Annotated in this window: 21 protein-coding genes and 1 tRNA gene; 15 read left to right on the top strand and 7 right to left on the bottom strand. The window is 40.9% G+C overall.

Annotated elements, in window-relative coordinates:
* Nucleotides 1-103 precede the first annotated feature (103 nt).
* From RMZ41_RS16700 to RMZ41_RS16710, 3 genes are all read left to right on the top strand, one after another.
* Entirely contained in the window at nucleotides 104-1,057 is a 954-nt protein-coding gene (locus RMZ41_RS16700) for a Rieske 2Fe-2S domain-containing protein (RefSeq protein WP_322643617.1), read from the top strand.
* 76 nt (nucleotides 1,058-1,133) lie between these two features.
* Nucleotides 1,134-2,489, top strand: coding sequence for a cytochrome P450 (locus tag RMZ41_RS16705; RefSeq protein ID WP_322643616.1), 1,356 nt, complete (start codon nucleotides 1,134-1,136; stop codon nucleotides 2,487-2,489).
* Between the two features lie 634 nt (nucleotides 2,490-3,123).
* The gene (locus RMZ41_RS16710; RefSeq protein WP_322643615.1) at nucleotides 3,124-3,360 is read left to right on the top strand and encodes a hypothetical protein; all 237 of its coding nucleotides are present in this window, start codon (nucleotides 3,124-3,126) and stop codon (nucleotides 3,358-3,360) included.
* Nucleotides 3,361-3,643: 283 nt separating this feature from the next.
* Here the strand turns inward: RMZ41_RS16710 and RMZ41_RS16715 are convergent, their stop codons facing one another.
* Nucleotides 3,644-5,842 carry a PAS domain S-box protein gene (locus tag RMZ41_RS16715; protein ID WP_322643614.1) on the bottom strand — a complete coding sequence of 733 codons (2,199 nt, stop codon included), beginning with the start codon at nucleotides 5,840-5,842 and terminating at the stop codon, nucleotides 3,644-3,646.
* A 264-nt stretch (nucleotides 5,843-6,106) separates the two neighbouring features.
* Here RMZ41_RS16715 and RMZ41_RS16720 point away from each other — a divergent pair, with 264 nt between their 5' ends.
* The 8 genes from RMZ41_RS16720 to RMZ41_RS16755 all read left to right on the top strand — a co-directional run bounded on the left by RMZ41_RS16720 (nucleotide 6,107) and on the right by RMZ41_RS16755 (nucleotide 13,192).
* A complete protein-coding gene (locus RMZ41_RS16720; RefSeq protein ID WP_322643613.1) occupies nucleotides 6,107-7,276 on the top strand; it encodes an SDR family NAD(P)-dependent oxidoreductase in 1,170 nt (389 codons plus the stop codon).
* A gap of 5 nt (nucleotides 7,277-7,281) precedes the next feature.
* A tRNA-OTHER gene (locus RMZ41_RS16725) sits at nucleotides 7,282-7,353 on the top strand.
* Nucleotides 7,354-7,574: 221 nt separating this feature from the next.
* Nucleotides 7,575-8,918 carry an adenylosuccinate synthase gene (locus tag RMZ41_RS16730; RefSeq protein ID WP_322643612.1) on the top strand — a complete coding sequence of 448 codons (1,344 nt, stop codon included), beginning with the start codon at nucleotides 7,575-7,577 and terminating at the stop codon, nucleotides 8,916-8,918.
* A gap of 110 nt (nucleotides 8,919-9,028) precedes the next feature.
* Entirely contained in the window at nucleotides 9,029-9,631 is a 603-nt protein-coding gene (locus tag RMZ41_RS16735; protein ID WP_322643611.1) for a 50S ribosomal protein L25/general stress protein Ctc, read from the top strand.
* Nucleotides 9,632-9,731: 100 nt separating this feature from the next.
* Entirely contained in the window at nucleotides 9,732-11,255 is a 1,524-nt protein-coding gene (locus RMZ41_RS16740) for an AAA family ATPase (RefSeq protein ID WP_322643610.1), read from the top strand.
* Nucleotides 11,256-11,442: 187 nt separating this feature from the next.
* Nucleotides 11,443-11,949, top strand: a complete 507-nt coding sequence (locus tag RMZ41_RS16745) for a hypothetical protein (protein ID WP_322643609.1) — start codon at nucleotides 11,443-11,445, stop codon at nucleotides 11,947-11,949.
* Nucleotides 11,950-12,082: 133 nt separating this feature from the next.
* Nucleotides 12,083-12,874: a YdcF family protein gene (locus RMZ41_RS16750; protein WP_322643608.1), complete on the top strand. Its 792-nt coding sequence runs from the start codon at nucleotides 12,083-12,085 to the stop codon at nucleotides 12,872-12,874.
* Between the two features lie 96 nt (nucleotides 12,875-12,970).
* Nucleotides 12,971-13,192 (top strand): hypothetical protein, encoded by a 222-nt coding sequence (locus RMZ41_RS16755; RefSeq protein ID WP_322643607.1) that lies wholly within the window; start codon nucleotides 12,971-12,973, stop codon nucleotides 13,190-13,192.
* Nucleotides 13,193-13,197: 5 nt separating this feature from the next.
* Here the strand turns inward: RMZ41_RS16755 and RMZ41_RS16760 are convergent, their stop codons facing one another.
* Entirely contained in the window at nucleotides 13,198-13,419 is a 222-nt protein-coding gene (locus RMZ41_RS16760; protein WP_322643668.1) for a ferredoxin-thioredoxin reductase variable chain, read from the bottom strand.
* Nucleotides 13,420-14,079: 660 nt separating this feature from the next.
* Here RMZ41_RS16760 and RMZ41_RS16765 point away from each other — a divergent pair.
* Complete coding sequence (locus RMZ41_RS16765; RefSeq protein ID WP_322643606.1) at nucleotides 14,080-14,823, top strand: M50 family metallopeptidase; 744 nt, start codon at nucleotides 14,080-14,082, stop codon at nucleotides 14,821-14,823.
* Nucleotides 14,824-16,188: 1,365 nt separating this feature from the next.
* Here RMZ41_RS16765 and RMZ41_RS16770 read toward each other — a convergent pair.
* Together RMZ41_RS16770 and RMZ41_RS16775 are read right to left on the bottom strand one after the other, a co-directional pair.
* Nucleotides 16,189-17,193, bottom strand: coding sequence for a 2-hydroxyacid dehydrogenase (locus tag RMZ41_RS16770; protein ID WP_322643605.1), 1,005 nt, complete (start codon nucleotides 17,191-17,193; stop codon nucleotides 16,189-16,191).
* A 216-nt stretch (nucleotides 17,194-17,409) separates the two neighbouring features.
* Complete coding sequence (locus RMZ41_RS16775) at nucleotides 17,410-18,432, bottom strand: serine hydrolase (RefSeq protein ID WP_322643604.1); 1,023 nt, start codon at nucleotides 18,430-18,432, stop codon at nucleotides 17,410-17,412.
* Nucleotides 18,433-18,931: 499 nt separating this feature from the next.
* Between RMZ41_RS16775 and RMZ41_RS16780 the strand changes: the two genes are divergently transcribed.
* Nucleotides 18,932-19,801, top strand: a complete 870-nt coding sequence (locus tag RMZ41_RS16780) for a sulfurtransferase (RefSeq protein WP_322643603.1) — start codon at nucleotides 18,932-18,934, stop codon at nucleotides 19,799-19,801.
* Here the strand turns inward: RMZ41_RS16780 and RMZ41_RS16785 are convergent.
* The 3 genes from RMZ41_RS16785 to folK all read right to left on the bottom strand — a co-directional run bounded on the left by RMZ41_RS16785 (nucleotide 19,798) and on the right by folK (nucleotide 21,776).
* Nucleotides 19,798-20,637, bottom strand: a complete 840-nt coding sequence (locus RMZ41_RS16785; protein ID WP_322643602.1) for an ADP-ribosylglycohydrolase family protein — start codon at nucleotides 20,635-20,637, stop codon at nucleotides 19,798-19,800. The genes RMZ41_RS16780 and RMZ41_RS16785 overlap by 4 nt on opposite strands.
* Nucleotides 20,638-20,643: 6 nt before the next feature.
* On the bottom strand, nucleotides 20,644-21,192 hold the full coding sequence (locus RMZ41_RS16790) for an NUDIX hydrolase (RefSeq protein WP_322643601.1): 549 nt from the start codon (nucleotides 21,190-21,192) through the stop codon (nucleotides 20,644-20,646).
* Nucleotides 21,193-21,260: 68 nt separating this feature from the next.
* The gene (folK, locus tag RMZ41_RS16795; RefSeq protein WP_322643600.1) at nucleotides 21,261-21,776 is read right to left on the bottom strand and encodes a 2-amino-4-hydroxy-6-hydroxymethyldihydropteridine diphosphokinase; all 516 of its coding nucleotides are present in this window, start codon (nucleotides 21,774-21,776) and stop codon (nucleotides 21,261-21,263) included.
* 513 nt (nucleotides 21,777-22,289) lie between these two features.
* Here folK and RMZ41_RS16800 point away from each other — a divergent pair.
* Together RMZ41_RS16800 and psb35 are read left to right on the top strand one after the other, a co-directional pair.
* On the top strand, nucleotides 22,290-24,563 hold the full coding sequence (locus RMZ41_RS16800; RefSeq protein ID WP_322643599.1) for a penicillin-binding protein 1A: 2,274 nt from the start codon (nucleotides 22,290-22,292) through the stop codon (nucleotides 24,561-24,563).
* A gap of 268 nt (nucleotides 24,564-24,831) precedes the next feature.
* Nucleotides 24,832-25,059: a photosystem II assembly protein Psb35 gene (psb35, locus tag RMZ41_RS16805; protein WP_229495704.1), complete on the top strand. Its 228-nt coding sequence runs from the start codon at nucleotides 24,832-24,834 to the stop codon at nucleotides 25,057-25,059.
* The last annotated feature ends 12 nt before the right edge of the window (nucleotides 25,060-25,071 follow it).

Below are 25,071 nucleotides of genomic sequence, written 5' to 3' on the forward strand. Positions count from 1 at the left end.
GGTGACACTAGCTTGTCTACAATTTTTAAGTTTCAAAATTTCGTTACCTTTTGCTAACGCATCTAGCAATTTTTCAATCAATTATCAATATTTTGGAGGAAAAATGGAACCAATTTTACCGGGTGCGCCTTGGTTAATCGCGCACAAATCTACATTAAGAGTGAATAAACCTAATAAAATTACTTTAAACGGACAGGATTATGTGATTTGGCAAAGTCGAAAAGGTGAAGTTTTTGCCCTTGATAACATCTGTCCCCACATGCAAGCACCCTTATCAGACGGATGGATTTGTCAAGATAAAAATACTATTATTTGCCCCTTTCATGCACTAGAATTTGATGGACAAGGCAGACTACAGCAAGGAGATAAAAAAGACACTCAGCCAATTACCAAACCATTAGAGCTAATTATTAGCAATGATTCCATCTGGACTTATGCCGGGTTTGAGCCAACATTGCCCATCCCAGATTTGCATCAGAAAATTGCCGATGATTACGAGTTCATCGGAGTAACTGGGGACAAAAGTATTCAGGGTGATTTTTTGACTAATCTGATGGTTAACTATGACTATAACCACCAAAATGGTACTCATAAAGAATTATTTAAAATTAAATATTGTCATGTAAGCTCTTTTGAAGAAAAAGGATATTATGCCACAGTCAAACAAGAACTGAAGAGAGCCAATAACACGCTAGTAGAAATTATCAAAAATCCTATTTTGGGAATCTTGCCTAAAACTCTTATTAACAAACTCGAATACGCTTTTCCTTCAACTACAGCTTTTTTTACTAAAACACCTATTGGTGATATTGCTCAAGTTCATATTCTCTACCCAGAAACAGAAAAAATCACCAAAACGTTTATTTTGATGTATGCCAAAGTCGTCAATCCTTTGATGAAATTTCTGTTCAAGAATTCCGTTTTAAAAGCAGCAGCAACTGTTATTGAACAGGATACAGGTGCAGTTGAAAGTTTGTATCCTCGGCAAAAACCGAAAATTAGATTGCCGAATGAAGAGATTATGTTCTACGCAGAAAAACTCTACCGCGATTGGTAATTTGGATTTGCAAAACCTAACTGCGCTTTACAATTAAGGAGATAATGTAGCTGATTCTTGCTGGAGGTAGTTAAATATGCGGCAGCTAAAATCCGCCGATGAAATTCCTGGTAGCTATGGCTTACCCATTCTGGGGGAGACTTTGGAAATATTTCGGGATTCAGAGTTGTATTTATGGGGACGATTCCAGCAGTATGGTTCAGTTTTTAAGACGAGCGTTCTGGGGCGTAAACGTGCTTATTTAATTGGCCCTGATGCTAATCGCCTGGTGCTGGTGGAACAAGCGGAAAATATGTCGTCGCGGATAGGGTGGTATTTTTTAGAATCAACATTTGGCAACAATATTTTATTACAAGATGGGGAAGAACATCGGCTAACTCGTCGCTTAATGTATCCAGCATTTCACGGAAAAGCGATCGCTACATATTTCGACACCATCCAAAATATTGTGCAAGACTTCCTCAAAGATTGGGGGAAGCGAGAAACAATTTCCTTAAATTCTAGTTTCCGCCAGCTTACTCTAATGGTTGCAACTCGCCTATTTTTGGGAAGTCAGAACAAGAGTGAAGTTGAGCAAACCAGTCAGTGGTTTACGCAACTGCTAGAGAGCAGTATGGCAATATTCAAATGGAATCTTCCTTTTACTTTATATGGTCGCGGTCAAAATGCTAGGGTTAAGTTAGTGGCTTTTTTGCGTGAAGCGATCGCCCAGCGTATTGAGCAGGGTAACTTAGAGCAATCAAAAGATGTTTTGGGATTGCTGCTAGCGGCTGTTGATGAAGACGGCAATAAATTAGGCGAAACACAGGTAATCAACGAAGCTTTATTATTACTATTTGCTGGACATGAGACTACAGCTTCCTTGCTAACTTGGGTAATATTTGAATTAGGTAATCACCCAGAATGGCGAGAACGACTGCGCCAAGAACAATTAGCAGTTGTAGGAAATAATCCCTTGAGCCTGTCTCATCTCAAACAACTTCCGCAGTTAACCAACGTGTTAAAAGAAGTAGAACGGCTTTATCCGCCAGTGTATGCCTATAATCGTGGTGTTCTCAAGGATATTGAGTATGGAGGCTATCGTATCCCAGCAGGTTGGTTTGTGACTATTTCGCCGATGCTGACTCACCGCTTACCAGAATTGTACGCCGACCCCGATCGCTTCGACCCCGATCGCTTTGCACCACCTCGTGAAGAAGATAAAAAACATCCCTTAGCATTAGTGGGTTTTGGTCATGGTTCGCACAGTTGTTTAGGCATGGAATTTGCTCAAATGGAAATGAAAATTGTGCTTTCCACACTGCTTCGCCATTACGACTGGACAGTAAAACCAGATTATTCTGCGATCGCTCCAGTTCGTCAACCTTCTAAAGTTAAAGATACTCTAGAAGCATATATTGAGCCTTTGAATAGCAAGCTAAATTCTTACTAGTGCTACGCTACAATTAGCAAGCTTGAGAGGTAACTATGACCGAAAACGACTCATGATACAACCCCTAAATTTATTGATGGGGATCATTAATTTTGAATTTTGAATTTTGAATTTTGAATTTTGAGCCTTATTCGATTAACTGTCGCGCACCTTGCAGTATAAGTATTTTAAAGACTTTCTACTCTTACAAGAGCTTGAAAACTTTGCTATTATGTACACATCCGGGCAACTAAACTTTAAAACCCAAATACAGCAAAGCTTTCAAAGGTCAGCCGTTGCAAAACACCTCATCCCTGATAGGGATTTAAACTTCTGTCCCACTCCCTGTAAACGACTGGATTATGATTTCTCGTTGCAAAACATCTCATCCCTGATAGGGATTGAAACTTTAATTAGTATCATTATATAATGATATCCATCAGGTTGCAAAACACCTCATCCCTGATAGGGATTGAAACGCTTGAAACTTACTAAAATCCCTATTGGGGATTGAAACGCTTGAAACTCACTAAAATCCCTATTGGGGATATTGGGGATTGAAATTAAGACCATGTTACAAAACACAAACGTGAAAAATATCTCCAAAAAATTCGCTATAGCTAGAAATTCTGCTTCTTTCAAAGAAAATGAGGCAATGAGAGCTATTGCGTATAGCATGGATTTACTACTACCTGGTTTATATATATGGCTATTGGGTTTTAGTTTTCGCATTGGTGGGAGCGTACCAGATGATATTCCCTATAAATATCCCGGTAAAATTCACAGTTACACTGGAATTGCGTTAGTATTACCAGGATATAGGATTTTTACGACTTACCAGGGTAGCTATGACCCTAAACAGACATCAAATACAGGGACTAACAGCTTTTAATTGTACGGTTCTCGACTCAAATACTTTTGAAACCTTAATGACTCAGGCAGGGTATTCAATCTCTGGTAGCGCACCTGCACAGGCTAATAGAATAAAAGTATGGTGGATTCATAACGAATACCCAAGAGTCGAGTCCATATATAGTCCAGACAAGACAATAGTGATAACGGCGTATCATATTAACTGATATTTTTTATTTCTAGTAACCAATTTCCAACGTTGGCAAAGAGTTTTGGTTAATAGGATTTTTTCTAGTCTGTAATACTTTCACCACCAAGATAAATTAGCCATTTCCTGTAACCGATTCCAGTTCTTGAGACAGCAAATGTGTGTCTCTGAATGTTAAGGCAGGTAAATAGACTGTAAATTGAGTTCCTCTACCTACCTGACTGTAAACATTGACAAAACCACCGTGATTCTTAATGATACCCAACGCTGTAGAAAGCCCTAAACCTGTACCTTTGCCTACTTCTTTGGTAGTAAAAAATGGTTCAAAAATCCGTTGCTGGACTTCCGACGACATCCCCATACCAGTATCAGTCACTACGATCGCAACATAAGAACCCACTTTAGCATCAATATTGATCTGTGCAGAACGTTCGCCAATCACCAGATTTTCTGCTGCAATCCTCAATATACCGCCATTGGGCATGGCATCACGGGCGTTAACTACTAAATTTATCAGCACCTGATGTATTTGAGTTATATCTCCACGGACATACCAGAGATTTTTAGGGATATCTATTTGGCAGATAATAGATTTTGGGAAAGTTTGAGCGATAACTTGCTCAATTTCTGCCATCAAAGGCTGAATTTGCACAATTGTTGGTTTGCTTTCAATACCCCGTGCAAAAGATAATACTTGCTTGAGCAAATTAGCGCCGCGTTTAACATTATTTTCTAAAGTTTGCAGTATTTGCTGACTCTGCGAATCAGGCAATTTCTTCTGCAACAGTTGAACTGACATTAAAATTGGGGATAGTATATTGTTGAGATCGTGGACGATACCGCCAGCTAGCGTCCCAATACTCTCCAAACGTTGCGATCGCAAAAGTTGAGCTTCTAGTTGTTTCTGCTGCGTAATCTCGGTGTTCACACTCAAAATGGACTTAGTTTGTCCATTATCATCTCGAATCAGTATCCACCGACTTTCAACGATAATTACTTTACCTTCCCTTGTTAGTTGATGCAATTCACCTCGCCACTCACCTGTAGTCATCACTTTCAAGTAAGCATCTTCTAGCTGTGGTGAATCTTTATACAAAAGTTGCAAAACATTCTTACCCACAACTTCCTCAGCCTTCCAGCCATACAGACGTTCCGCACCTTGATTCCAAAATAAGATTTGGTTGTGGATATTTCGTACCACAATTCCCTCAGTTGATACATCCAGCAACAACCCTTGTTCGCGGATTTTCTGTTTTGCCTGCTTTTGCTGAGTTACATCTCGCATCAGTGCCAAATGAATAAACGTGCCATCAGATTCGTTACGCAGTGGTACAGCATGAGTTTCTATGTAGCGACGAGTACCTTTAAATCCCACAATTTCAAACTCCAAAGTCCCCCTGTTACCTTGGCAGATACTTTTATGCAAGTCTGCAAAAGCTGCTCTATACTCTGGCACAATTACGGCATCAATTGGTTTACCAATCAATACATCAGCACTTTCAACTTCCATCATTGCCAACCCTTCTGCATTAATGTCTAAAAGGGTTCCATCCCCGGCAATTAACTTGATGCATTCTGGTTCTGCATCTATCATGGCCCGTAAACGGTTTTCGCTTTGGCGTAGGGCCAGTTCCGTCTGCTGAAGTTGCCTGATATAACGCCACAACAACTCATATAGCAATGCCACCAGTACCAAATCCACAATCGCAGCGATAAAAAATGTCACTATCGCCTTTTGAGAATTTGCTTGCGACTGCTGCATTCCCTGATGTAATAACTTTTGCTCTACCTCTAAAGAGTCGTTAATTAGTTGTTGAATCTCTTTGCCAGTTTGGTTGTCATTATCAGATAATATTTGCTGCCGAACTGCTTCTAATCCTTGGTTTTTTTTGAGGTAAATTTCTTGTTGTAAAATGTTGAGCCTCTTGGTAATTTTCGGCTCCAAAAAAGCAATCCACTCCTGCTTTTGATAGTTATTGGCAGTTAGGTTTTTTAAAATCTGAATATTGATATTTATTTGTTGATAAGCTGCAAGATAAGTTTGTAAATCATCTGCATTTCCTGTAATTAAATAACTACGTTGTGCAGTTTCAGTATCTTTGAGTGTAGATTGGATACTTTCAATTTGGGTAATAAATTTATAGGAGTATGCTAGCCATTGCTGGTTGTAAATTAGCTTTACAGTGTTGCTATATGAAACTACAGCATTAGTAAATACAACTGCCAATGTTAGGACAAATATTGCTTTCAGCTTTTGGACTCGATACCATTTTTTGCCCATGCGATCGCGCTTTATGCCGCAGATGCCTTTCATCAGTTAAGATTTAATATTAAAAAGAAATACTGAGAATATTTTAATAATTTTGATAACACGGGTAGCAAAATACAATCTTTTAAAGTTGTAAATATCTGGATCTTTTGGGATGATGATTTATACATAATAGTTACAAATAAATCCGCTAGTTTTTAATATAAATTCATTTTTACAGTAATATGGGCAATGCAGTTTAGATGGGATATAGCCATTTTCAATCCAGTGAGCTACAGGTATGCAAGGCAATAATACCAAAAATGACTAATGACCAAACCACCACGTTGCATTGTCTGCAAGACAACTTTTTTACAAGGTCATAGTTTTTACACTGGACTCTGTGTTGAGTGTGGAAATCTTAACTTCAGCAAGCGTCAACAAACTGCTGATTTACGGGGTATGATTGCCGTTGTCACAGGAGCCAGGGTAAAGATTGGTCATGAGGTAGCATTGAGACTGTTGCGAAATGGTGCAACTGTGATAGCAACAAGCCGTTTTCCTCATGATGCGGCAAAAAGGTACGCAACAGAGCCAGATTTTCTAGAATGGCAACATCGTTTGCAAATTTACGGACTCGATTTGCGCCATCTCCACAATGTTGAGCAATTTACCCAACACGTTTGCAAGTTTTACCCGCGACTCGACATTATTATCAATAATGCAGCACAAACAGTACGTCGTCCGCCAGCGTTTTACCATCATTTAATTGAGTTTGAATCACTGTCTTTTGGGGAACTACCGCCCCAAATACAGGTGTTAGTAGATCATAATCATGCGGTGAACACTGAGAATTCTGCATTATTAGCTAGTACAGAAGAAAAAAAAGCCACATTTACCAAAAATTCTGCTTTTCTGTCCCAAATTCCTTTAATTCCCGAAGACATCGGCGATAATTCGGCTTTTTTCCCTTTAGGTGGGTATACTGATGATGAGCAACAACTTGACTTGCGTCCCTTTAATAGCTGGCTGATGAAGGATGATGATGTCAGTATTTTAGAATTATTGGAAGTGCATATAATTAATGCGATCGCTCCATTTGTCATTAACAGTAGACTCAAGCAATTAATGAGCAACTCCAAAGAAACTAATAAATACATTATTAATGTTTCTTCAATGGAGGGGCGATTTAACGATGTTGACAAACCTTGGCGACATCCCCACACCAATATGGCAAAGGCTGCTCTCAATCAAATGACCCGTACCTGTGCCAAAGAATACGCCAAACATCGTATTTTTATGAATGCAGTAGACCCTGGATGGATTAGCTTCCAACACCCCTATCATCAAGCAAAATCCATGCAAGAACGTGGCATTTATCCTCCCTTTGATGTAAATGATGCTGCTGCACGCATTTGTGACCCAATTTATCTAGGAATTAACCAAGGTAAAACACCTTTTGCTAGATTATTTAAGGATTATACAGAAATAGATTGGTAATTTCTGGCAGTGTAGCTTAATGGTAAAGCGTCCGCCGTTCAACGCGAAAGATAGCCGTTCGATTCGGTTCGCTGCCCCAGCAACGTAGTTCAAAGAGTAGAATTCCTTGGAGTATACCAGGAGATACGGGTGCAATTCCCGTCGTTGCCCTTTTTGCGAGATGTAGAATAGTAAGTCTTTTAATCAACAATCTAAAACCCACCCCTAAGTACCCCAATAAGATTTTAATTATTGACACAAGCCACATATTATGTTAATAATTATAGTTTGTGGAAACTTTACTTCTTAATATAAGCTCTTGGCTAACGTCATTGTCATAGGTGCCCAATGGGGCGATGAAGGAAAAGGTAAAATAACTGACTTACTCAGTCGTTCCGCAGATGTTGTGGTGCGTTACCAAGGGGGTGTCAATGCTGGACACACGATTGTAGTTAAAGGTCAAACCTTTAAACTACACTTGATTCCCTCTGGTATTTTGTATCCAAATACCGATTGTATTATCGGCTGTGGAACAGTAATCGATCCACAGATTTTGATTGCAGAACTCGACCAACTAAAAGAACTAAATATTTCCACTGACCACCTGCTGATATCTGAGACAGCCCACGTAACAATGCCTTATCATCGGTTGATTGACCAGGCATCTGAAGAACGACGGGGAAGCCATAAGATCGGCACAACAGGTCGGGGCATTGGGCCGACTTATGCTGATAAATCTGAACGTACAGGCATTCGGGTTTTAGACTTGATGAACCCGGATGAGCTACGCGAGCAGTTGGAGTGGACGATTAATTATAAAAACGTCATTTTAGAAAAGCTTTACAACTTGCCGCCTCTAAATGCACAAGAGGTTATTGAACAGTATTTGGGGTATGCAGAACGCTTGCGCCCTCACGTTGTTGATACATCGTTAAAAATATCCGATGCAATTGGGCGACGGCGCAATATTTTGTTTGAAGGCGCACAAGGTACGCTCCTGGACTTAGATCATGGAACTTATCCTTATGTCACATCCTCGAACCCGGTGGCTGGGGGGGCTTGCGTTGGTACAGGCGTAGGGCCGACAATGATTGACCGGGTAATTGGCGTATCGAAAGCCTACACAACGCGGGTGGGAGAGGGGCCATTTCCCACAGAATTGGATGGAGAGTTGGGTGAATTGTTGTGCGATCGCGGGGCTGAATTTGGCACAACCACCGGACGCAAACGGCGTTGTGGCTGGTTTGATGCCGTCATTGGTCGCTATGCTGTGCGGATTAACGGCATGGATTGTATGGCGCTTACCAAACTCGATGTCCTCGATGAATTAGAGGAAATCAAAGTTTGTGTAGCTTATGACATAGATGGTCAACGCAGCGAACACTTCCCCACAAGTTCTCGTCAATTTGCTAGATGTCGCCCCATCTACAAAACCTTACCAGGCTGGAAAGTTTCAACAACCGAATGCCGCACCCTGGAAGACTTGCCACAGCAAGCACTGGACTATCTAAAATTCCTCGCCGAATTAATGGAAGTCCCGATCGCGATCGTCTCACTAGGAGCAAGCCGCGATCAAACAATAATCGTAGAAGACCCCATCCACGGGCCCAAACGCGCTTTATTGCAGCTTGACGGCACGCCTACTACCCTGCTAAGTGCGTAAATTAGTCATTGGTCATTAGTCATTGGTCATTGGTGTTTACAACTGACAAATGACAACTGACAAATGACAACTGACAAATGACAACTGACAAATGACAAAGGACAACTTCTATGGCTATTACAGTCGAATCTCAAAAACGTCCAGAAGGGAGCAAGCCAAAAGCTTTGCGTCGTTCTGGACTAATACCTGGCAATTTGTACGGTCATAAGGGTACAGAGTCAATTTCTTTGACTATTGATGCTAAAACTGTTGAGCGTTTGCTCAAAAGAGTTTCAGTCAACAATACATTGATTGAATTAAACATTACTGATGCACCTTGGCGCGGCAAAACCCTGCTGAGAGAACTTCAAATCCATCCAGCAAAAGGTACACCCTACCACCTCAGCTTTTTTGCGGTTGCTGGTCACGGCGATACCACTGTAGAAGTACGGCTGCGTTTTGTAGGCAATGCTGTTGGTGTTAAACAAGAAGGTGGTGTGTTAGACACCGTAGTTACCGAATTGCAAGTAAGTTGTGCGCCAGAAAATATTCCAGAAGTAATTGAAATCGATGTCACTAATTTACAAATTGGAGACAGTTTAAGTATTAGTGATATATCTTTCCCTGAAGGTGTAACACCTCTAGCTGAATCGGAACGACTTATTGTGAGCGTTTTGCCACCACAAATTAATGCTGAAGCTGAAGAAGAAGCTGAAACTGAAACGGCTTCTTAGGCTAAGTCAACTGTGTAATAATTTTTGATGATACCAGGGGGAAACTCCTGGTTTTTTTGTATTTGAACCGCAGAGGCGCAGAGAGCGCAGAGGAATATAAATGGCAGAAGCGACTCTTCCAGTCTTAATTCAGCAAATGTTGCAGCCTGGATTTTATCCCCATGCGGTAACAGAACCCATTGAACTAATTCAAACTCACGCTTCTTATGTGCTGCTGACTGGGGATTACGCTTATAAGCTGAAAAAACCTGTGAATTTTGGCTTTTTGGATTTTTCTACCTTAGAAAAACGGCAGCACTTTTGTCAGGAAGAGTTGCGATTAAATCAGAGGGGTGCTGGTGAACTATATTTAGAAGTTTTGCCCATAACTCTGGTAGGGGAGCAATACCAGTTAGGGGGAACTGCTGAGGCTGTAGAATACGCACTGAAAATGCGGCAGTTTCCTCAAGAGTCGCTATTGAGTACACTTTTTGAACAAGGTAAGTTAGATGAGACACGTCTAGATGAGTTGGGAAGGGTGGTGGCTCAATACCATGCCAAAGCGCAGACGAATGATTACATTCGCAGTTTTGGTGAAGTGGCAAAAGTCCGGGCTGCCTTTGATGAGAATTATCAGCAAACTGAGAATTATATTGGTGGCCCCCAAACTCAGGAACAATTTACAGAAACAAAGCAATATACAGATAATTTTTTTGCCGAACGTCCAGAATTATTTGCTAGCAGAATTCACAACGATCGTATTCGTGAATGTCACGGGGATTTACACTTGAGAAATATTGCCCTGTGGCACGATAAAATTTTGCTGTTCGATTGCATTGAGTTTAATGAGCCGTTTCGCTTTGTCGATGTCATGTATGATGTAGCGTTCACGGTGATAGATTTGGAAGCACGACAACGCAAAAACTTGGCTAATGCGTTTTTGAATGCGTATATAGAGCAAACTGGAGACTGGGAAGGTTTACAGGTGCTACCTTTATATTTAAGTCGTCAGGCTTATGTCAGGGCAAAAGTGACATCATTTTTGTTAGACGATCCAAGTGTACCTGCGACGGCAAAGGAAGAGGCGACAAAAACCGCCAGTGAGTATTACAAACAGGCTTGGGAGTATACTAAACCAAAGGTTGGAGAGCTAATTTTGATGTCGGGGTTGTCGGGTTCTGGTAAAAGTACCACAGCAAGGCATTTAGCCCGTCAACAGGGAGCGATTCACCTGCGTTCTGATGCGGTGCGGAAACATTTAGGGGGAATTCCTCTGTGGGAAAAAGGTGGCGATGATTTATATACACCTGAGATGACCAAAAAAACCTACACAAGGCTTTTGGAATTGGGCATTATCCTGGCTAAACAAGGGTTTTCAGTGATTTTGGATGCCAAGTATGATAAACAGCAGTTGCGGCAAGAAGCGATCGCTCAAGCTACAAAGCACCAACTTTCTCTTCAGATTATCCAATGCACAGCACCGCTAGAAGTTCTAAAAGAGCGTCTGAACAACCGCACTGGTGATATTGCTGATGCCACTGCCGATTTATTAGCCTCACAAATCAAACAAGCTGAACCTTTCACTGAAGAGGAACAAGCCTACGTGAAGATTTTGGATACAACTCAAGTAATTCGTAATTTGTAATTCGTAATTGAATAAAAAATTACGAATTTAATCTGAATTAAGTCTTGAAACCCTTGTAATTTCGTAGGTAGTTCCAAAATAATGATTTTCAGTAAATCTATAAATCCTTATGGGATAAGATGCGTTTATAATTCATGTCTGATGTGAATTATAAATTAGTAATTAGTTAAAGCCTTTTTATTACTATATGGCAGACAAAAAAAACGACTTTATCGGTATTTCTCCCAGTTTCTTTTCTCAATTGTTATTTGGGGCATTTTTAACATTTATATTAGTAATGACCGGCTCTGCACCAGCCCTGAGCATCTTCTTAGGAATCATGGGCGGTTTCATCCTCAGCTGGATCACAAATGTAACTGATAATAGCCCCCAAGCACCAAATGTAGCCTCCTCTGATGGCGTTGATGCAGGACTTAAGTACTGGTTATTTTTTATGCTTGGCTTTGTATATTTGGGATATCCACCACCAATGAGCATCTTGCTAGGTGGAATAGGCGGTTTAGCTGGAGGCTGGATTACTGCTTGGTGGGGAAGTAAGGAAGAAACTAGAACTCAGTTGCAAGTTGAAGAATCAGAAGAGGGTGAAGTTGAACCAACGAATGAAAGGATCAATAAACGGCAAACAAGAAGAACAGCCCGCCGTTACCGTCGCGCTCCTGGAAGTAGTTTCAATTTCAGGTTTTGGGAAAGGTAGTAATTTGGAGATTGGGGATTGGGGATTGGGGATTGGGGATTGGGGATTGGGAATTGGGAATTGGGGATAGTTATTCTCCTTGTCCCCTTGTCCCCCTGCCCCCTGCTCCCTGCCCCATTCCCCATTCCCCAATATGTTTTTATATCTGTCCAAATTACTACCGCTATTTTTTTATCCACTAGGATTAGCTTGCGTCAGTTTGGTAGTAGCATTAGTCATGTTGTGGAAACGACCGCGCACTGCGGCGATCGCAATTGCTTTTGCCCTAACTTTATTGCTATTTTGTAGTAACGCTTGGATCGCTAAATCATTAGTGCGATCGCTAGAATGGCAAAATCTTCCATCCGCCCAAATACCAGTTGCAGAAGCAATTGTAGTTTTAGGTGGCGCAACTAAATCAGCTTTTTTCCCAAGACCTACCGTTGATTTGAGTGAATCAGGCGATCGCGTGATTTATGCCGCACAACTATATCGCCAAAAAAAAGCACCTATAATCATTCTTAGCGGGGGGCGCATTGATTGGCGTGGTAGCGGTTCACCAGAATCGGCAGATATGGCAACAATACTCACATCTATTGGTATTCCATCTGACGCGATTGTTCAAGAACCTGAATCTCTCAATACTTATCAAAATGCTGTAAATGTCCGAAAAATTTTAGAATCTCGTAACATCAAGCAGGTATTATTAATTACTTCGGCAATGCACATGCCGCGATCGCTTAACATTTTCCAACGTCAAGGAATTAATGTTATTCCTGCACCCACTGATTTTTTAGTTAGTCAAGGTGACTTGCAAGAACTTGGTTCCACTCCCAAAGCCGCTATACTGAATTTATTACCTGATACAGATAACTTGCACCAATTTACCACTGCTTTAAAAGAGTACATTGGTTCTTTAGTTTATCGCTTACGCGGTTGGCTCTAATAAAGTTATGAGTTATTAAAAAATTAGGAATTATTAATTGTAGTAATGACCTAGCTTCCAAACTTCAACCTACTAATGACAAATGACAAATGACAAATGACAAAAAACTTACCGTATATTATGCCATCACCTCAACACCAAGTTGAGGAAGGTTTTGCTGCTTACCAAACAACCCACCAATTCTACCATGAAGTTCGGTCACGGTCAGAGTTTCAGCGTTATTGTGAATGGTATTACACAACAGCAGAACAGAATCGCCAAGAACTGAAAAGAATGCGCGGCGAACTGAATATTTTTCAGTGGTTTCGCCGGCGATAAGTGATTTAGATGACTTCTAATTCATTTTCACGTAAATGGGCTTTAAACTTTTTACTAAACTGAACTACAATCGGCAAATTAGCGCTTACAGGTCTGTCTCGCCATTGGGTGGCAATACCTACTACCTCACCTTCTGTACCTTTGATGTCAAAAGCCTGATTCCGGTGTTCAGGATGATGATACACTACTACCGAATCTTTAACGCGGACGCGATCGCCAACTTTCATAACAACATTCATACCTAGCATTTGCTTTTCCACAAGTATCTGCTACAAAATATATGATTAAATCGCTTCAGATTTGATTTAATCAGCTATTTCTTGACGCTTCACAGGGGTGCGACAGCGCATTTAACCCTCTGCGTCCAGGCACGTTTTAGCTATCCGTGCATACTTTTACAAGTTTTTGCCATGTTAATGTTTATCACTCTCACCCTCCGTTTTACCCCAAAATCAGGGAAACAAAAGAAAATGAAGTGATATTCAAATGTCCTTAGTACTTTGGCAAGAGATATAACCCGATCATTTTCAGAGTAACTGAAAGTTTTCGGGGCATTTTAAAACCCTTCATTTGTATGAAGAGTTTTAGCATCTGGTCAAGAGAATATTTTACACAATTACTGGAACAACAATTTCACGATTTTATTTAAGAGCTTACCTTGGATATGTTTACCGCCTAGCAACTTCTCACCTTGCTTACTGATATTGGCTTTGATTAAAAAATAAATAGATACAAGTGCAGCAAGTATTTTAGCTATTGACTATATGTAATTTGAATGCTTATCAGTTTAAGTACACTAGGATAGAGAAAATACACTGTCAATTTTAGATTTTGAATTTTCTAGAAAATCTAAAATCTAAAATCTAAAATCCAAAATAGAGTGATTTATGAGGGAACCAAGTAGAAATTTTGAACCCTTACTTACCAAAGAAGCCCCAGCAGTTGTTGAACGCATGGGGCTAACCTGGCTAATTGCAGCAGCGATCGCAACTGCTTTACTGTGGCAAATACCAGGAGGTGACTATATCTTATACCCATTTACAATTCTGGCAACCTGGTTTCATGAAATGGGTCACGGCTTAATGGCACTCCTAGTAGGAGGACAGTTTCAGAAATTACAGATTTTTAGCAATGGTTCCGGTGTCGCAACTTATGGCATCCGGTCATCATTGGGCCCAATTGGCCCGGCAATGGTGGCAGCAGCAGGGCCAATGGGGCCACCTCTTGCTGGTGCAGCTTTAATTCTAGCTTCCCGCAGTTTTAGAGCAGCAACCCTCTGTTTGAAAATTTTAGGAAGCTTTTTGCTATTTTCTACATTAATTTGGGTACGTTCCTCCTTTGGATTGCTGGCAATTCCCTTGTTAGGTTTAATAATCTTGGGTATCGCCCTGAAAGCCCCTCGCTGGGCGCAAGGATTTGCTATTCAATTCCTGGGTGTACAAGCTTGTGTGAGTACCTTCCATCAACTTGATTATCTATTTAGTAGTTCTGCTGGCCCCCTTGGACTCTCGGATACAGCACAAATGCAGCGATATTTGCTTTTACCTTACTGGTTTTGGGGCGGGTTGATGGCGATCGCATCTCTGGTGATTTTAGTCCAAAGTCTCCGCATTGCCTATCGTTCAGAATGAAAATACAAATTAGCGATCGCCCTCTTGCAGTCACTAAGTACTTTAGTTAAATAACCTTATCACTCTTAGTATTTCCAAACTTCTAGCTGATTTTGCAGAAAACCACGAATTCTATTTAGTTCAAAAACTAATTGATGGCAATTTACTCAGTACAGAGTTCTTACTTAGTTGTCGTTGGAATGAAACTTAAGTAGTCCAAGTACTTCGAGAAATCTTAGACATTCTATAGGAATCCGGTTTTATTTCTGAAAAAATCCGTAGGGTGGGTTAGCGATAGCGTAACGCACCTAACCATAGATCGTGGTGCGTTCCGAACTCTGTTTTAACACACCCTACAATACCTAATTCTGTTCAAAAATCAAATAGTAATCCTATATCTCTAGATAACTAAGTTGGTGCAATTAAAGCTAACTGGCAAAAGCTGTCCTTTGTATCTAAAAATAATACATTTTACATCAATAAAAAAATCATTGAATTTCTAAAGAAAAAATTTTAATATACTTGGTAAGGATTCTTAAAAAACTATGTTAATTAATATTGAATAAAAGTTACTTATAGCCGTTCCCATTTAGATGAGGTACAAAATTATATTGCAAGATGTAAGGGCACCGCAGTGCCGTGCCCCTACAGGTGTACCTCATCTAAACGAGAATCGCTATAATAATACTAAATACTATTTATAAAATAACTACCGAAATTGCCTAATTAACATTGTTAAAAATAAAGTTATCAAGATATTTTTTAGCAGATGAAGCAGGGAAAGACAAAAAGTTATTATTCAATAGTATTTCTCTTCATATTAATAATCTCTATTTAATTTAGTAGACTCTTTAGGATTAATATCCGTAACTCCGGCATTCATTAGGACGTATTGTGTTTTAGTTGGCGTTGCCCGGTTGTCAATTATATATAGAAGGGATTATGTTGCATTTACTTCTGACTAATCTTGTTATCATAGTTTATCTAGCCATCACTTACCGTATATTTAGTGAATGGTTGTTTTTCTCTCTCAACGATCAAGAGATGAGTCAAAAACAGCGTTATTTATCTATGATAATTTTAGTCTTAATCACTATTTTCTGGCCGATAGTGATCCCATTTGCTTATCTGGAATTATTGAAGTTTCATAGAAAACACTACAAAGAGATTGGTTTACTGAGAAACTATGTAAGATAAGGCATTAAAAACGTAGAGAAGTGTGCCTTGCCCCCATGCATGAATGTAATTGCTCTGCACGGCACGGGGGTTTTGGTGACGAAGATTTTCAGACGCTAATTGCTGAGGAAATGGAGAATTTGCCAGATAATAAGGATTGATTGGTGATTTGAGTCAGAGTGTTTGCGATCGCCAATCATTAATCATTACCTAAGCTGACGGTTGAGCGCGAATTTCATTAGCACAAGGACGACCATTTTCAATATCAGCAATATTAGCAAAAGTTGTTTCTGCAATATTGTGGAGTGCTTCTGCGGTAAAAAAAGCTTGATGTCCGGTAATGAGTACATTGGGAAACGTTGTCAGACGTTGGAAAATATCATCTTGAATAATTTCGCCAGATAAATCTTCAAAAAACAATTCCGATTCTTGTTCGTAGACATCCACACCGAGATAGCCAATCTTACCAGATTTCAATCCCTCAATCACTGCTTGGGTATCAATCAATGCTCCTCGGCTAGTATTAATTAGCATCACGCCTGACTTAATTTGTTCTATAGCCTCAGCGTTAATCAAGTGATGCGTTTCGGGAGTCAATGGACAATGCAGAGAGATAATATCAGAGTTGGCAAATAGCTCAGGTAGTTCTACATACCTACCACCTAGCGCTTCCAATTCTGGATTGCGATAAACATCATAAGCGAGTAAGTTACAACCAAACCCCTTCATAATCTGTCCTAAAATCAGACCGATTTTGCCAGTACCGACAATACCCACTGTGCGATCGTGTAAATTAAATCCCAATAGTCCATCTAGAGAAAAATTGCCTTCTCGGACACGGTTATAAGCCCGATGAATTTTGCGATTCAAACTTAAAATCAATCCCACAGCATGTTCTGCTACTCCATAAGGTGAGTAGGCAGGAACACGTACAACTGTAATTCCTAAATCTGCTGCGGCTTGTAAATCTACATTGTTAAATCCTGCACAGCGAAGCACAACCAGCCGAGTTCCTCGTGAGGCGAGAAGCTCTAAAGTTGGGGCATCAACCTGATCGTGTACAAATACGCAAACCGCCGGAAATCCGGCGGCGAGGATAGCTGTATCCCGATTTAAACGAGGTTCAAAAAACACTAATTCGTGTTTTGTGGGAGAATTTACATCTGACAAAAACTTGCGATCGTAGACTTTTGTACTGAAGACTGCTACTTTCATCCAAAACCTCAAACTGTATACTGCACGGTATTCGACTACATAATACCTTGGCAGTTAGAGAAGCGATGTCTATAACGGGCTATTCAACATCGCAGCTTTGAAGTTTGTCTAAAACAAAAATTTAGAATTTATTAATGCAAGCAGGAGTCACAGAGCAATTCAAGAGAGAAGAAAACCGATCTCTACCCTCCTGCCTCCTTCATACCCAACCAACAATTAAGGTAGATAAGTAACTTTTGGTTGATCGAAGTAGCCATACATTACCTGAGAAACTTGACGAATAAAATCCCTAGCTCTATTGTCATTATTTGGTCTACGGACGAAAATTCCTGCTAAATAACGCTTACCTGATGGCGTTTCAATGATACCTGCATCGCCTAGTACAAACCGCAGAGTTCCTGTTTTATGAGCAATATTTGCACCAGAACCTAAGCCTGATGGTAGCAAGCTTCTATTGTGACAACGAACCATAATGCCTAATACTTGAGATTGACTTGTATCAGAAATTAACTGATTATTTGTCACCAAAGCTGACAATCTTACCAAGTCTTTTGCACTAGTTTTATTAGTTCCTTTAAAGTCTCCGAGCATATTGTGAATTACAGTACTTTGCAATCCCCAACTGCGAAACTTTTGATTTAATTTAGATGCACCGCCTAATCGATCGATAATCATATTTGTAGCGGTGTTATCACTAATAGTCATCATCTTGGTTGCAGTTTGCAAGAGACTAAGTTTAGTTCCCACTCGTTGATACTGCATATCTCCAGAACCACCAGTGACTTCTTTGCGTTTCATTACCAAAGTTTCATCTAGTTTGATTCTTCCTGCATCTACTTCCTGAAACAAAGCAATTAAAATCGGATACTTAATTGTGCTAGCGGCAGAAAAAGCTTTTTCACCATTAACACTAAAATAATCCCCTGTTTGTAAGTCCATAAAAAAGATTCCGGGAGTGAGGAATCTATAGCGAGCCATTAATGTTTTAATAGGAGTTTTTAGTTCTGATATCTCACGTCCTAGAGGAATTACACCAGTAAATTTAGAATTATTTATTGGCTTGACAGGCTCGTTTAGAGGTACTGGAGGAATAAATTTAAGTTTTGGGAGTTGTAAATCAGATTGATTTGCACTCCAATCATTTATATTGTCAACTTGATTTGTGTTGGAATTCGCTTTTGCTGGGGATGACAGTAAAAGAATACTTGTAAGGCTCAGGAACAACCAGCGTAGTTTCATGGAGTGGTGTGAGGATAGTGTTGGATTTATTTACAGAGATTTTCCGAATAAGTTAATGAGATCCGGATTGATTGACATAGTAATCACTAAAATATCCCATGTCAAGAGAGATTAATACACAGACTCATTAACAAGAATGATGCTAAAAAAGCACAATCTACAAAATATGCTCAGTTCACATCAATTAATTATGTAATTCTAAAAGTAGTAATAACTGATAATTATGGTTTTTATTTTTTTAGCAATTATTTATACATAGTAATCGGGAGCAGGAAAGCATTCCGTTGTAAGTGCCTCACCATAACCGGGTTCAGGAGAATGTGGTGGTGCTGGTTATCCTATAGGTTTAAATTTTAGACTCTCCCTTGATTTTAAAATAATATAGGCACAAAAGTTTCCTCGTAACATTCTACATTCACTCTTCTGTGATTTGCATTCCAAAATGCAAATCTATCGAGCGCGATAATGCTTAATAGGACGATAACAGAAGCATGAAAGCGTGAATACAAAACTCCTCATTTCTCCTCAAGAAGTCACGTCCCTGTTAGCAGAAAAGTCATCACGGGCTGTCATTATCGATACACGAACTCCCGAAGATTATGCTATTTCTCATATTCCTACATCCATAAATATTAGAGATTTTTTCACCTATCTTTTAGAGAATTCTGACCCAGCAGGTTTAAAGGAATTACAAGAGTATTTTGCAGAAATTATGAGCAAGCTGGGAATATCGGGTGTTGAACGATTAATTGTATACGAAGATGCTTTAAATAAAGGTTATGGTCAATCTTGTCGAGCAGCTTTTTTACTAAAGTATTTGGGTTGCACTCAGGTATCTATTTTACAGGGAGGATATAGAGCATGGCTGACAGAAGGATTATTTATTACCGATGAAGTTCCATTACCTGAAAGCAGCATATTTAGATTGCATCCCAATGCTGACATAATGGTGACTACCGCCGAGATGTTGCAAGCAATTACCAATCCAGCAATTATAAAATTAGATGTGCGCGATCGCAATGAATGGCTTGGGCTGAGTTCTTCCCCATACCATCCTGATTTTTGCCCTCGCAAAGGTAGAATCCCTAACTCAGTATGGTTAGAATGGCATCGTCTGATGAATACTGAATCGGAAATCCCCACGTTCCGTTCGCCAAATGAAATTCGAGAAATTTGTCAGTCTGTAGGTATTACTTCAGAGTCCATTGTGTACATTTACTGCTTTAAGGGTTCAAGGGCTGCTAATACGTTGATAGCCCTAGAAGAAGCAGGAATTTCTGCCAGAAATTATTTTGGTTCTTGGAATGAATGGTCGCGTGATTTCTCACTACCTATTGATAGTAAAGTTATACAAGCAACAGATACTTAGAAAACTGATTTCAGATCCATCAGTTGCTTATCCAACTCGATCAGGTAATCTTTACCGTAAGTTCCATTTTCTAACCCTGTGACAAGATGATGGGGAATGTCTTGTGTGATTTCTTCGCTACAAGAACCAGCAGCTAAAGCGATCGCAGCTACTGTATCCACATCGCCAGTAAAAGCGATACAATCCTGTAAAAGTTCGCTCATAGTGTCATTTCGGATCACCGCAGTAATCGCGGCTCTGACACTCATCCAGCCTTTAGACTTTACTTTACCTTCCCACGGTTTATTCCACTCTCCAGAGACATAACCTTTGAGAAACTGTCCTAAGTTGCCTTTTGCTCCCAGTCGATAGATAAAATAATGCGACATTAGGGCGGCAGCAACAGCAGCATTGATCCCATCGGGTGTATTGTGGGTAATTGCCGCTTGAACTGTTGCCGCTTCAATTACTTTTTCTGGTGTCGAATAGATGCCAATGGGTGCTGCACGCATTGCACCACCGCTTTTGTCACTATCAGGGTTAATTTTAGTTAAAAACTCTTCTCCATCCTGAATTTCTCCCAGAAAATGGTAAAAGCTTCGAGAATAACCTTCTCTCTCATCGCGTTTAAAAGCTCTAACAAAGCTATCTGCTAAAACTTCTGGTGTCCACGGTGCTTGAGCAACAATTACTTCCGCAATGGCAATGCTCATTTGGGTGTCATCGGTATAGCTGCCAGGAATGAGTCGAAAACGCGGGTGTTGAACGTATCGACTCAAATCGTTGTTAACGATCATCTCATCAGCATATTCAAAACCTGCACCGTAAGCATCTGCGATCGCTAACTCTAGCAGCATAGGATATTAAACTAAAAATGGACGCGCCAGAAAAAAGCTAGCAATTGATTTAGCATCTACCGGTTCTCCTTCCAGAATAGCTTTTTCTAATTCTTCAGGAGTTAAAAACACAGTTTCGATATCCTCATCTCCATCTTGTGCTGGTGGTGTCTCCAACTTTTCTAAATCTCGCGCCAGAAAAGCATAGATAATCTCATCAGAATAACCAGGCGCTAGGAAAAATTCACCTAATTTGTCCCATTTTTTGGCAGTATAGCCAGTTTCTTCTTCGATTTCGCGCTGTATTGTCTCCAAAGGTTCTTCCTTTGCTTCCAAAGTTCCTGCCGGAAATTCTAATATCCGTCCCTGAATTGCAAAACGATATTGGCGCACCAATACAAGTTTGCCTTCTGGTGTCACCGGCACAGCTAGGGCACCACCAGGGTGACGAATACATTCCCATTCCCCCTCCGATTTATTCGGCAGACGCAAGCGATTAACTTCAAAATCAAACTTGCGTCCTTTATGAAACAGGCGTTGTCTTAGCAGTTGTGGTAATTCTCTACCTAATGGCATAGTAAAATCTGATTATCTGTGAATACAGAGGTGAAATCAGCGTTCTTTTGCTTTTAAGGATGGTAATTTTAATTGCCCATCAATAAATGTACATCAGAACAGTCTACCTCTTTCAGCAGTTCTTTAATAACACACCCGGATACTGGTTCTATCCAATCTGCGGCAATTTCTGCCAGTGGTACTAATACAAAGGCCCGATCCCGCATTCGTGGATGGGGGATCTGGAGATTTGGTGTATCCATAATAAAGTCATCAAATAATAACAAATCTAAATCCAGTATTCGTGGCCCCCAGCGTTCTTGACGCACACGCCCAAATTGTTGTTCAATTCCTAACAGAATTTCTAATAGTTGCTGGGGTAGCATTTCTACCTGCAATGTGACGCAGCCATTTAGATAATCCGGCTGTGGTGGCCCCACGGCTTTAGTTTTGTACCAATTGGATCTGGCTTCTAAGAGAATACCTGGCGTTTCGGCTAAAGTTTCGATCGCTGCTTCTAAAATTGTTTGGGAATCGCCGATATTACTACCAAGGGCAATAGCGCTTCTTTTGGGCTTAGTGTAAGGGTAGTCCAACCCAGGCATTGCACTCTCCTGAAATAAGGGACTTCAAAATAAAAAAATATCCCATTGCTTCAAGGGCAGGGGGCAGGGGGCAGGGAGCAGGGGGAGGGAAAGTTGTAGTGAAGTTCAGAAATTGGATAATTATTTTATGGAGTTCCTAAGCTGTTTTTTGGCTGTTTTTGCGGGTACTTCGCTGGACTTCCCCAATAAATGCCAATAGCTTTATATTCCAGAGTAATTAGCAAAATTGCAGTATTTTTACAAAACTAAATTAACCAAATCTAAAAAACATTATCTTATGGTGAATCTAGTTAATTATTTATAGGATATTATACTAACACAATGGTGGTGCTATAACCCCAAAGCTGATTGATGGTGGTTAGATATTTACTACTTTGAGCGAGGAACTGATGTGGGGAAGCTTACCTCCTGGTTCAAGCGAAGACCAATTAATTTGAGTGACTCTGGATGAGGAGGAACAAATGAGAGCTTACCACCGGCACATCTGGCGCAGACGAGGCAGTTACTGAGCAAATGAAAATTTTACCATCTAGGATGAAGGCCAATCAGGCAACTGGCGGTAAACCACTCTATCGTCGTTTATGGTTTTGGGCGGGCTTGGGTGTAGGTGGTGGGATAGTTGCCTTCATCTACGGCATCAATCTAATAGACCGCACTTTGCCAAATCAGACCGAGCTAAACGCTGTGTTGAGAGAGCAAACACTGACTATTAAAGCTGCTGATGGAAGCATATTACAACAACAAGGTGAAGCGACTAGAGAACAGCTAAAGCTGGAACAAATACCAGATAATTTAAAAAAAGCTTTCATAGCCTCAGAAGATAGAAGATTTCAGCAACACAATGGAGTTGATCCGCAGGGGATTGTGAGAGCGGGTTTAAATAATTTGCGATCGCAAGGTGTGGTAGAAGGTGGTAGCACCATCACCCAACAGCTAACGCGGATTCTCTTTTTGAAACAAGAACAGACAATCTGGCGCAAACTCAAGGAAGTCCGCCTAGCTCAAAAAATGGAGCATGAACTAACCAAAGATCAGATTCTAGAGCGTTATCTGAACCTGGTTTATTTGGGAGGTGGAGCTTATGGTGTGGCAGATGCCGCCTGGGTATACTTTAGTAAATCGCCAGATCAGCTGACTCTTGCAGAAATGGCAACGATTGCTGGATTAGCTCCTGCGCCAAGCTTATACGCCCCAGACAAGAATCCCGAAGCGGCAATCCGGCGAAGAAATCTGGTATTGCAACGGATGCAAGAGGATGGAGTTATTACACCAGAGCAAAGGCAAGCAGCCCTTCAGGAGCAGTTAACCCTAAAAAGCAGTTTGCCCAAGCGAATGCAAGTAGAATCACCCTACTTTACTAGCTACATCCAAAAAGAATTACCGAAGTACGTTTCTGCTAAGGTGCTGGCAAGTGAGGGATTAGTAGTGGAAACCACGCTCAACCCGGCTTGGCAGAAAGCCGCAGAAGAGGCGGTTGCCAAAACATTACGAAATCAAGGACGCTGGGAGAACTTTAAGCAAGCATCAATGGTTGCCATTGACCCTCGTAGCGGTGAAATTAAGGCAATGGTTGGGGGAAAAGACTTTGGTAAAAACCAGTTTAATCGGGTTACACAGGCACAACGGCAACCAGGATCGACATTTAAAGGGTTTGTCTATGCCACTGCGATCGCTAGCGGTAAAAGCCCTTACGATAGCTACGAGGATGCACCTTTTGTCGTAGATGGCTACGAACCAAAAAACTATAGTGAAAAATTCCGGGGTTCAATGAGCATCCGAGATGCTCTCACCCGTTCTGTTAATATCATTGCCGTGAAGACATTGATTGATGTGGGATTTACGCCAACGATTAAACTTGCCCATGATATGGGGATAAAATCGGAACTCAAGCCTACCTATTCTTTGGCTCTCGGCTCAAATGAAGTCAATTTGCTAGAATTAACTAGCGCCTATGGTAGTTTTGCAACTCAAGGATTGCACACAGAGCCTCATGGTATTACCCGCATCCTCAACCGCCAAGGTAAGGTGATTTGGTCAGCTAATTTCAAGTCTCAACGGGCCCTTGACGCTGACAGTGCCGCCATCATGACTTGGATGCTACGCAACGTTGTAGAAGAGGGGACTGGTGCTGCTGCTCAATTAGGTAATAGACCAGTTGCCGGCAAGACCGGTACCTCCGACGAAGCCCGCGATTTATGGTTTATTGGCTACATTCCCCAGATGGTAACAGGGGTGTGGTTAGGTAACGATGATAACCGTCCCACTTATGGCAGCAGTGGGAGCGCCGCTTACACCTGGCACGAATTTATGGAAAAAGCCGTAGAGGGGATGCCTGTAGAAAAGTTTCCCAAACGCCCTAAGTTAGAAGGTCGCAAAGGGACGATCAAAGCCCAGGCAATCAAGCCGAAACAAGTGCTGAATCGTTCTATTTCCTCTGATGATGATTCAGAAGGAGAAAGTGCTAGAAATTCTGAGGATAGTGGTTCATCTAGGAGACGGAGGAGGAGAAGGAGCTATTCTCAAGAAGAACAGCAATCGAGCGATTATACCCCAAGACGGAGAAGGCGCGATGCCTACGGCGGGCTACGCCTACGCAGCCAAGAATCAACTTCCAGTAACTCTTCCTCAGAATCATCTACTCCCCGGCGGCGTTCTAGAAGAGTAGAATCAGATTCTCCCCCACCTCGAAGAAGTCGGCGATCTTTCTCTGGTGACAATAGTTCAGGTTCTTCAGGTTCTTCATCACCACAACCATCCTGGCGCGAGAGACTTAGACCTTCTAATTAATGATTAGTGGGAATTGGAAATCGGGAATTGGGAATTGGGAATTGGGAATTGGGAATTGGGAATTGGGAATTGGGAATTGGGAATTGGGAATTGGCTAATATCAATAGTTTTTCTTCCCCCTGCTCCCTGCCCCCTGCCCCCTTCCCCCTTCCCCTCCCCATTTCTATGCAATATGAAGTTGCTCAAACTAAACTACGGGAGGATGTTAAGTGATACGCTCATTCTATAGTGTGTCAAGTAGTGTTACTTAACATTGGAGAATATACTCATGCATATATTGATGCAGGCAGCAGATTCAGTCGCAACAGGTGGCGGGCAGTTTCCTTTTGCTTTCACCTTGGTGTATGTCGTTGGTTTTATTGCTGCTGTAACCATTGGTTCAATAGCTTGGTACAACTCTAAACGCCCCGCAGGTTGGGAAAGCAAAGAGCGTCCTGATTTTGTGCCTAAAGTTGATAAAGAAGAAACTCCGGGTCTGGGTGATCCGAAGTCATAATTTAGTCATTAG

It is taken from the genome of Nostoc sp. DedVER02 (genome assembly GCF_034530675.2).
Lineage (GTDB): Bacteria > Cyanobacteriota > Cyanobacteriia > Cyanobacteriales > Nostocaceae > Nostoc.

Excerpts from the sequence above, each read along its gene's own strand:
- RMZ41_RS16735 (WP_322643611.1), top strand. The coding sequence starts at position 9,029 with ATGGCTATTACAGTCGAATCTCAAAAACGTCCAGAAGGGAGCAAGCCA.
- RMZ41_RS16720 (WP_322643613.1), top strand. The coding sequence starts at position 6,107 with ATGACCAAACCACCACGTTGCATTGTCTGCAAGACAACTTTTTTACAA.
- RMZ41_RS16775 (WP_322643604.1), bottom strand. The coding sequence starts at position 18,432 with ATGAAACTACGCTGGTTGTTCCTGAGCCTTACAAGTATTCTTTTACTG.
- RMZ41_RS16790 (WP_322643601.1), bottom strand. The coding sequence starts at position 21,192 with ATGCCATTAGGTAGAGAATTACCACAACTGCTAAGACAACGCCTGTTT.
- RMZ41_RS16755 (WP_322643607.1), top strand. The coding sequence starts at position 12,971 with ATGACAAAAAACTTACCGTATATTATGCCATCACCTCAACACCAAGTT.
- RMZ41_RS16710 (WP_322643615.1), top strand. The coding sequence starts at position 3,124 with ATGAGAGCTATTGCGTATAGCATGGATTTACTACTACCTGGTTTATAT.
- RMZ41_RS16765 (WP_322643606.1), top strand. The coding sequence starts at position 14,080 with ATGAGGGAACCAAGTAGAAATTTTGAACCCTTACTTACCAAAGAAGCC.
- RMZ41_RS16785 (WP_322643602.1), bottom strand. The coding sequence starts at position 20,637 with ATGCTGCTAGAGTTAGCGATCGCAGATGCTTACGGTGCAGGTTTTGAA.
- psb35 (WP_229495704.1), top strand. The coding sequence starts at position 24,832 with ATGCATATATTGATGCAGGCAGCAGATTCAGTCGCAACAGGTGGCGGG.
- RMZ41_RS16745 (WP_322643609.1), top strand. The coding sequence starts at position 11,443 with ATGGCAGACAAAAAAAACGACTTTATCGGTATTTCTCCCAGTTTCTTT.
- RMZ41_RS16770 (WP_322643605.1), bottom strand. The coding sequence starts at position 17,193 with ATGAAAGTAGCAGTCTTCAGTACAAAAGTCTACGATCGCAAGTTTTTG.
- RMZ41_RS16705 (WP_322643616.1), top strand. The coding sequence starts at position 1,134 with ATGCGGCAGCTAAAATCCGCCGATGAAATTCCTGGTAGCTATGGCTTA.
- RMZ41_RS16715 (WP_322643614.1), bottom strand. The coding sequence starts at position 5,842 with ATGAAAGGCATCTGCGGCATAAAGCGCGATCGCATGGGCAAAAAATGG.
- RMZ41_RS16740 (WP_322643610.1), top strand. The coding sequence starts at position 9,732 with ATGGCAGAAGCGACTCTTCCAGTCTTAATTCAGCAAATGTTGCAGCCT.
- RMZ41_RS16800 (WP_322643599.1), top strand. The coding sequence starts at position 22,290 with ATGAAAATTTTACCATCTAGGATGAAGGCCAATCAGGCAACTGGCGGT.
- RMZ41_RS16700 (WP_322643617.1), top strand. The coding sequence starts at position 104 with ATGGAACCAATTTTACCGGGTGCGCCTTGGTTAATCGCGCACAAATCT.
- folK (WP_322643600.1), bottom strand. The coding sequence starts at position 21,776 with ATGCCTGGGTTGGACTACCCTTACACTAAGCCCAAAAGAAGCGCTATT.
- RMZ41_RS16760 (WP_322643668.1), bottom strand. The coding sequence starts at position 13,419 with ATGAAAGTTGGCGATCGCGTCCGCGTTAAAGATTCGGTAGTAGTGTAT.
- RMZ41_RS16750 (WP_322643608.1), top strand. The coding sequence starts at position 12,083 with ATGTTTTTATATCTGTCCAAATTACTACCGCTATTTTTTTATCCACTA.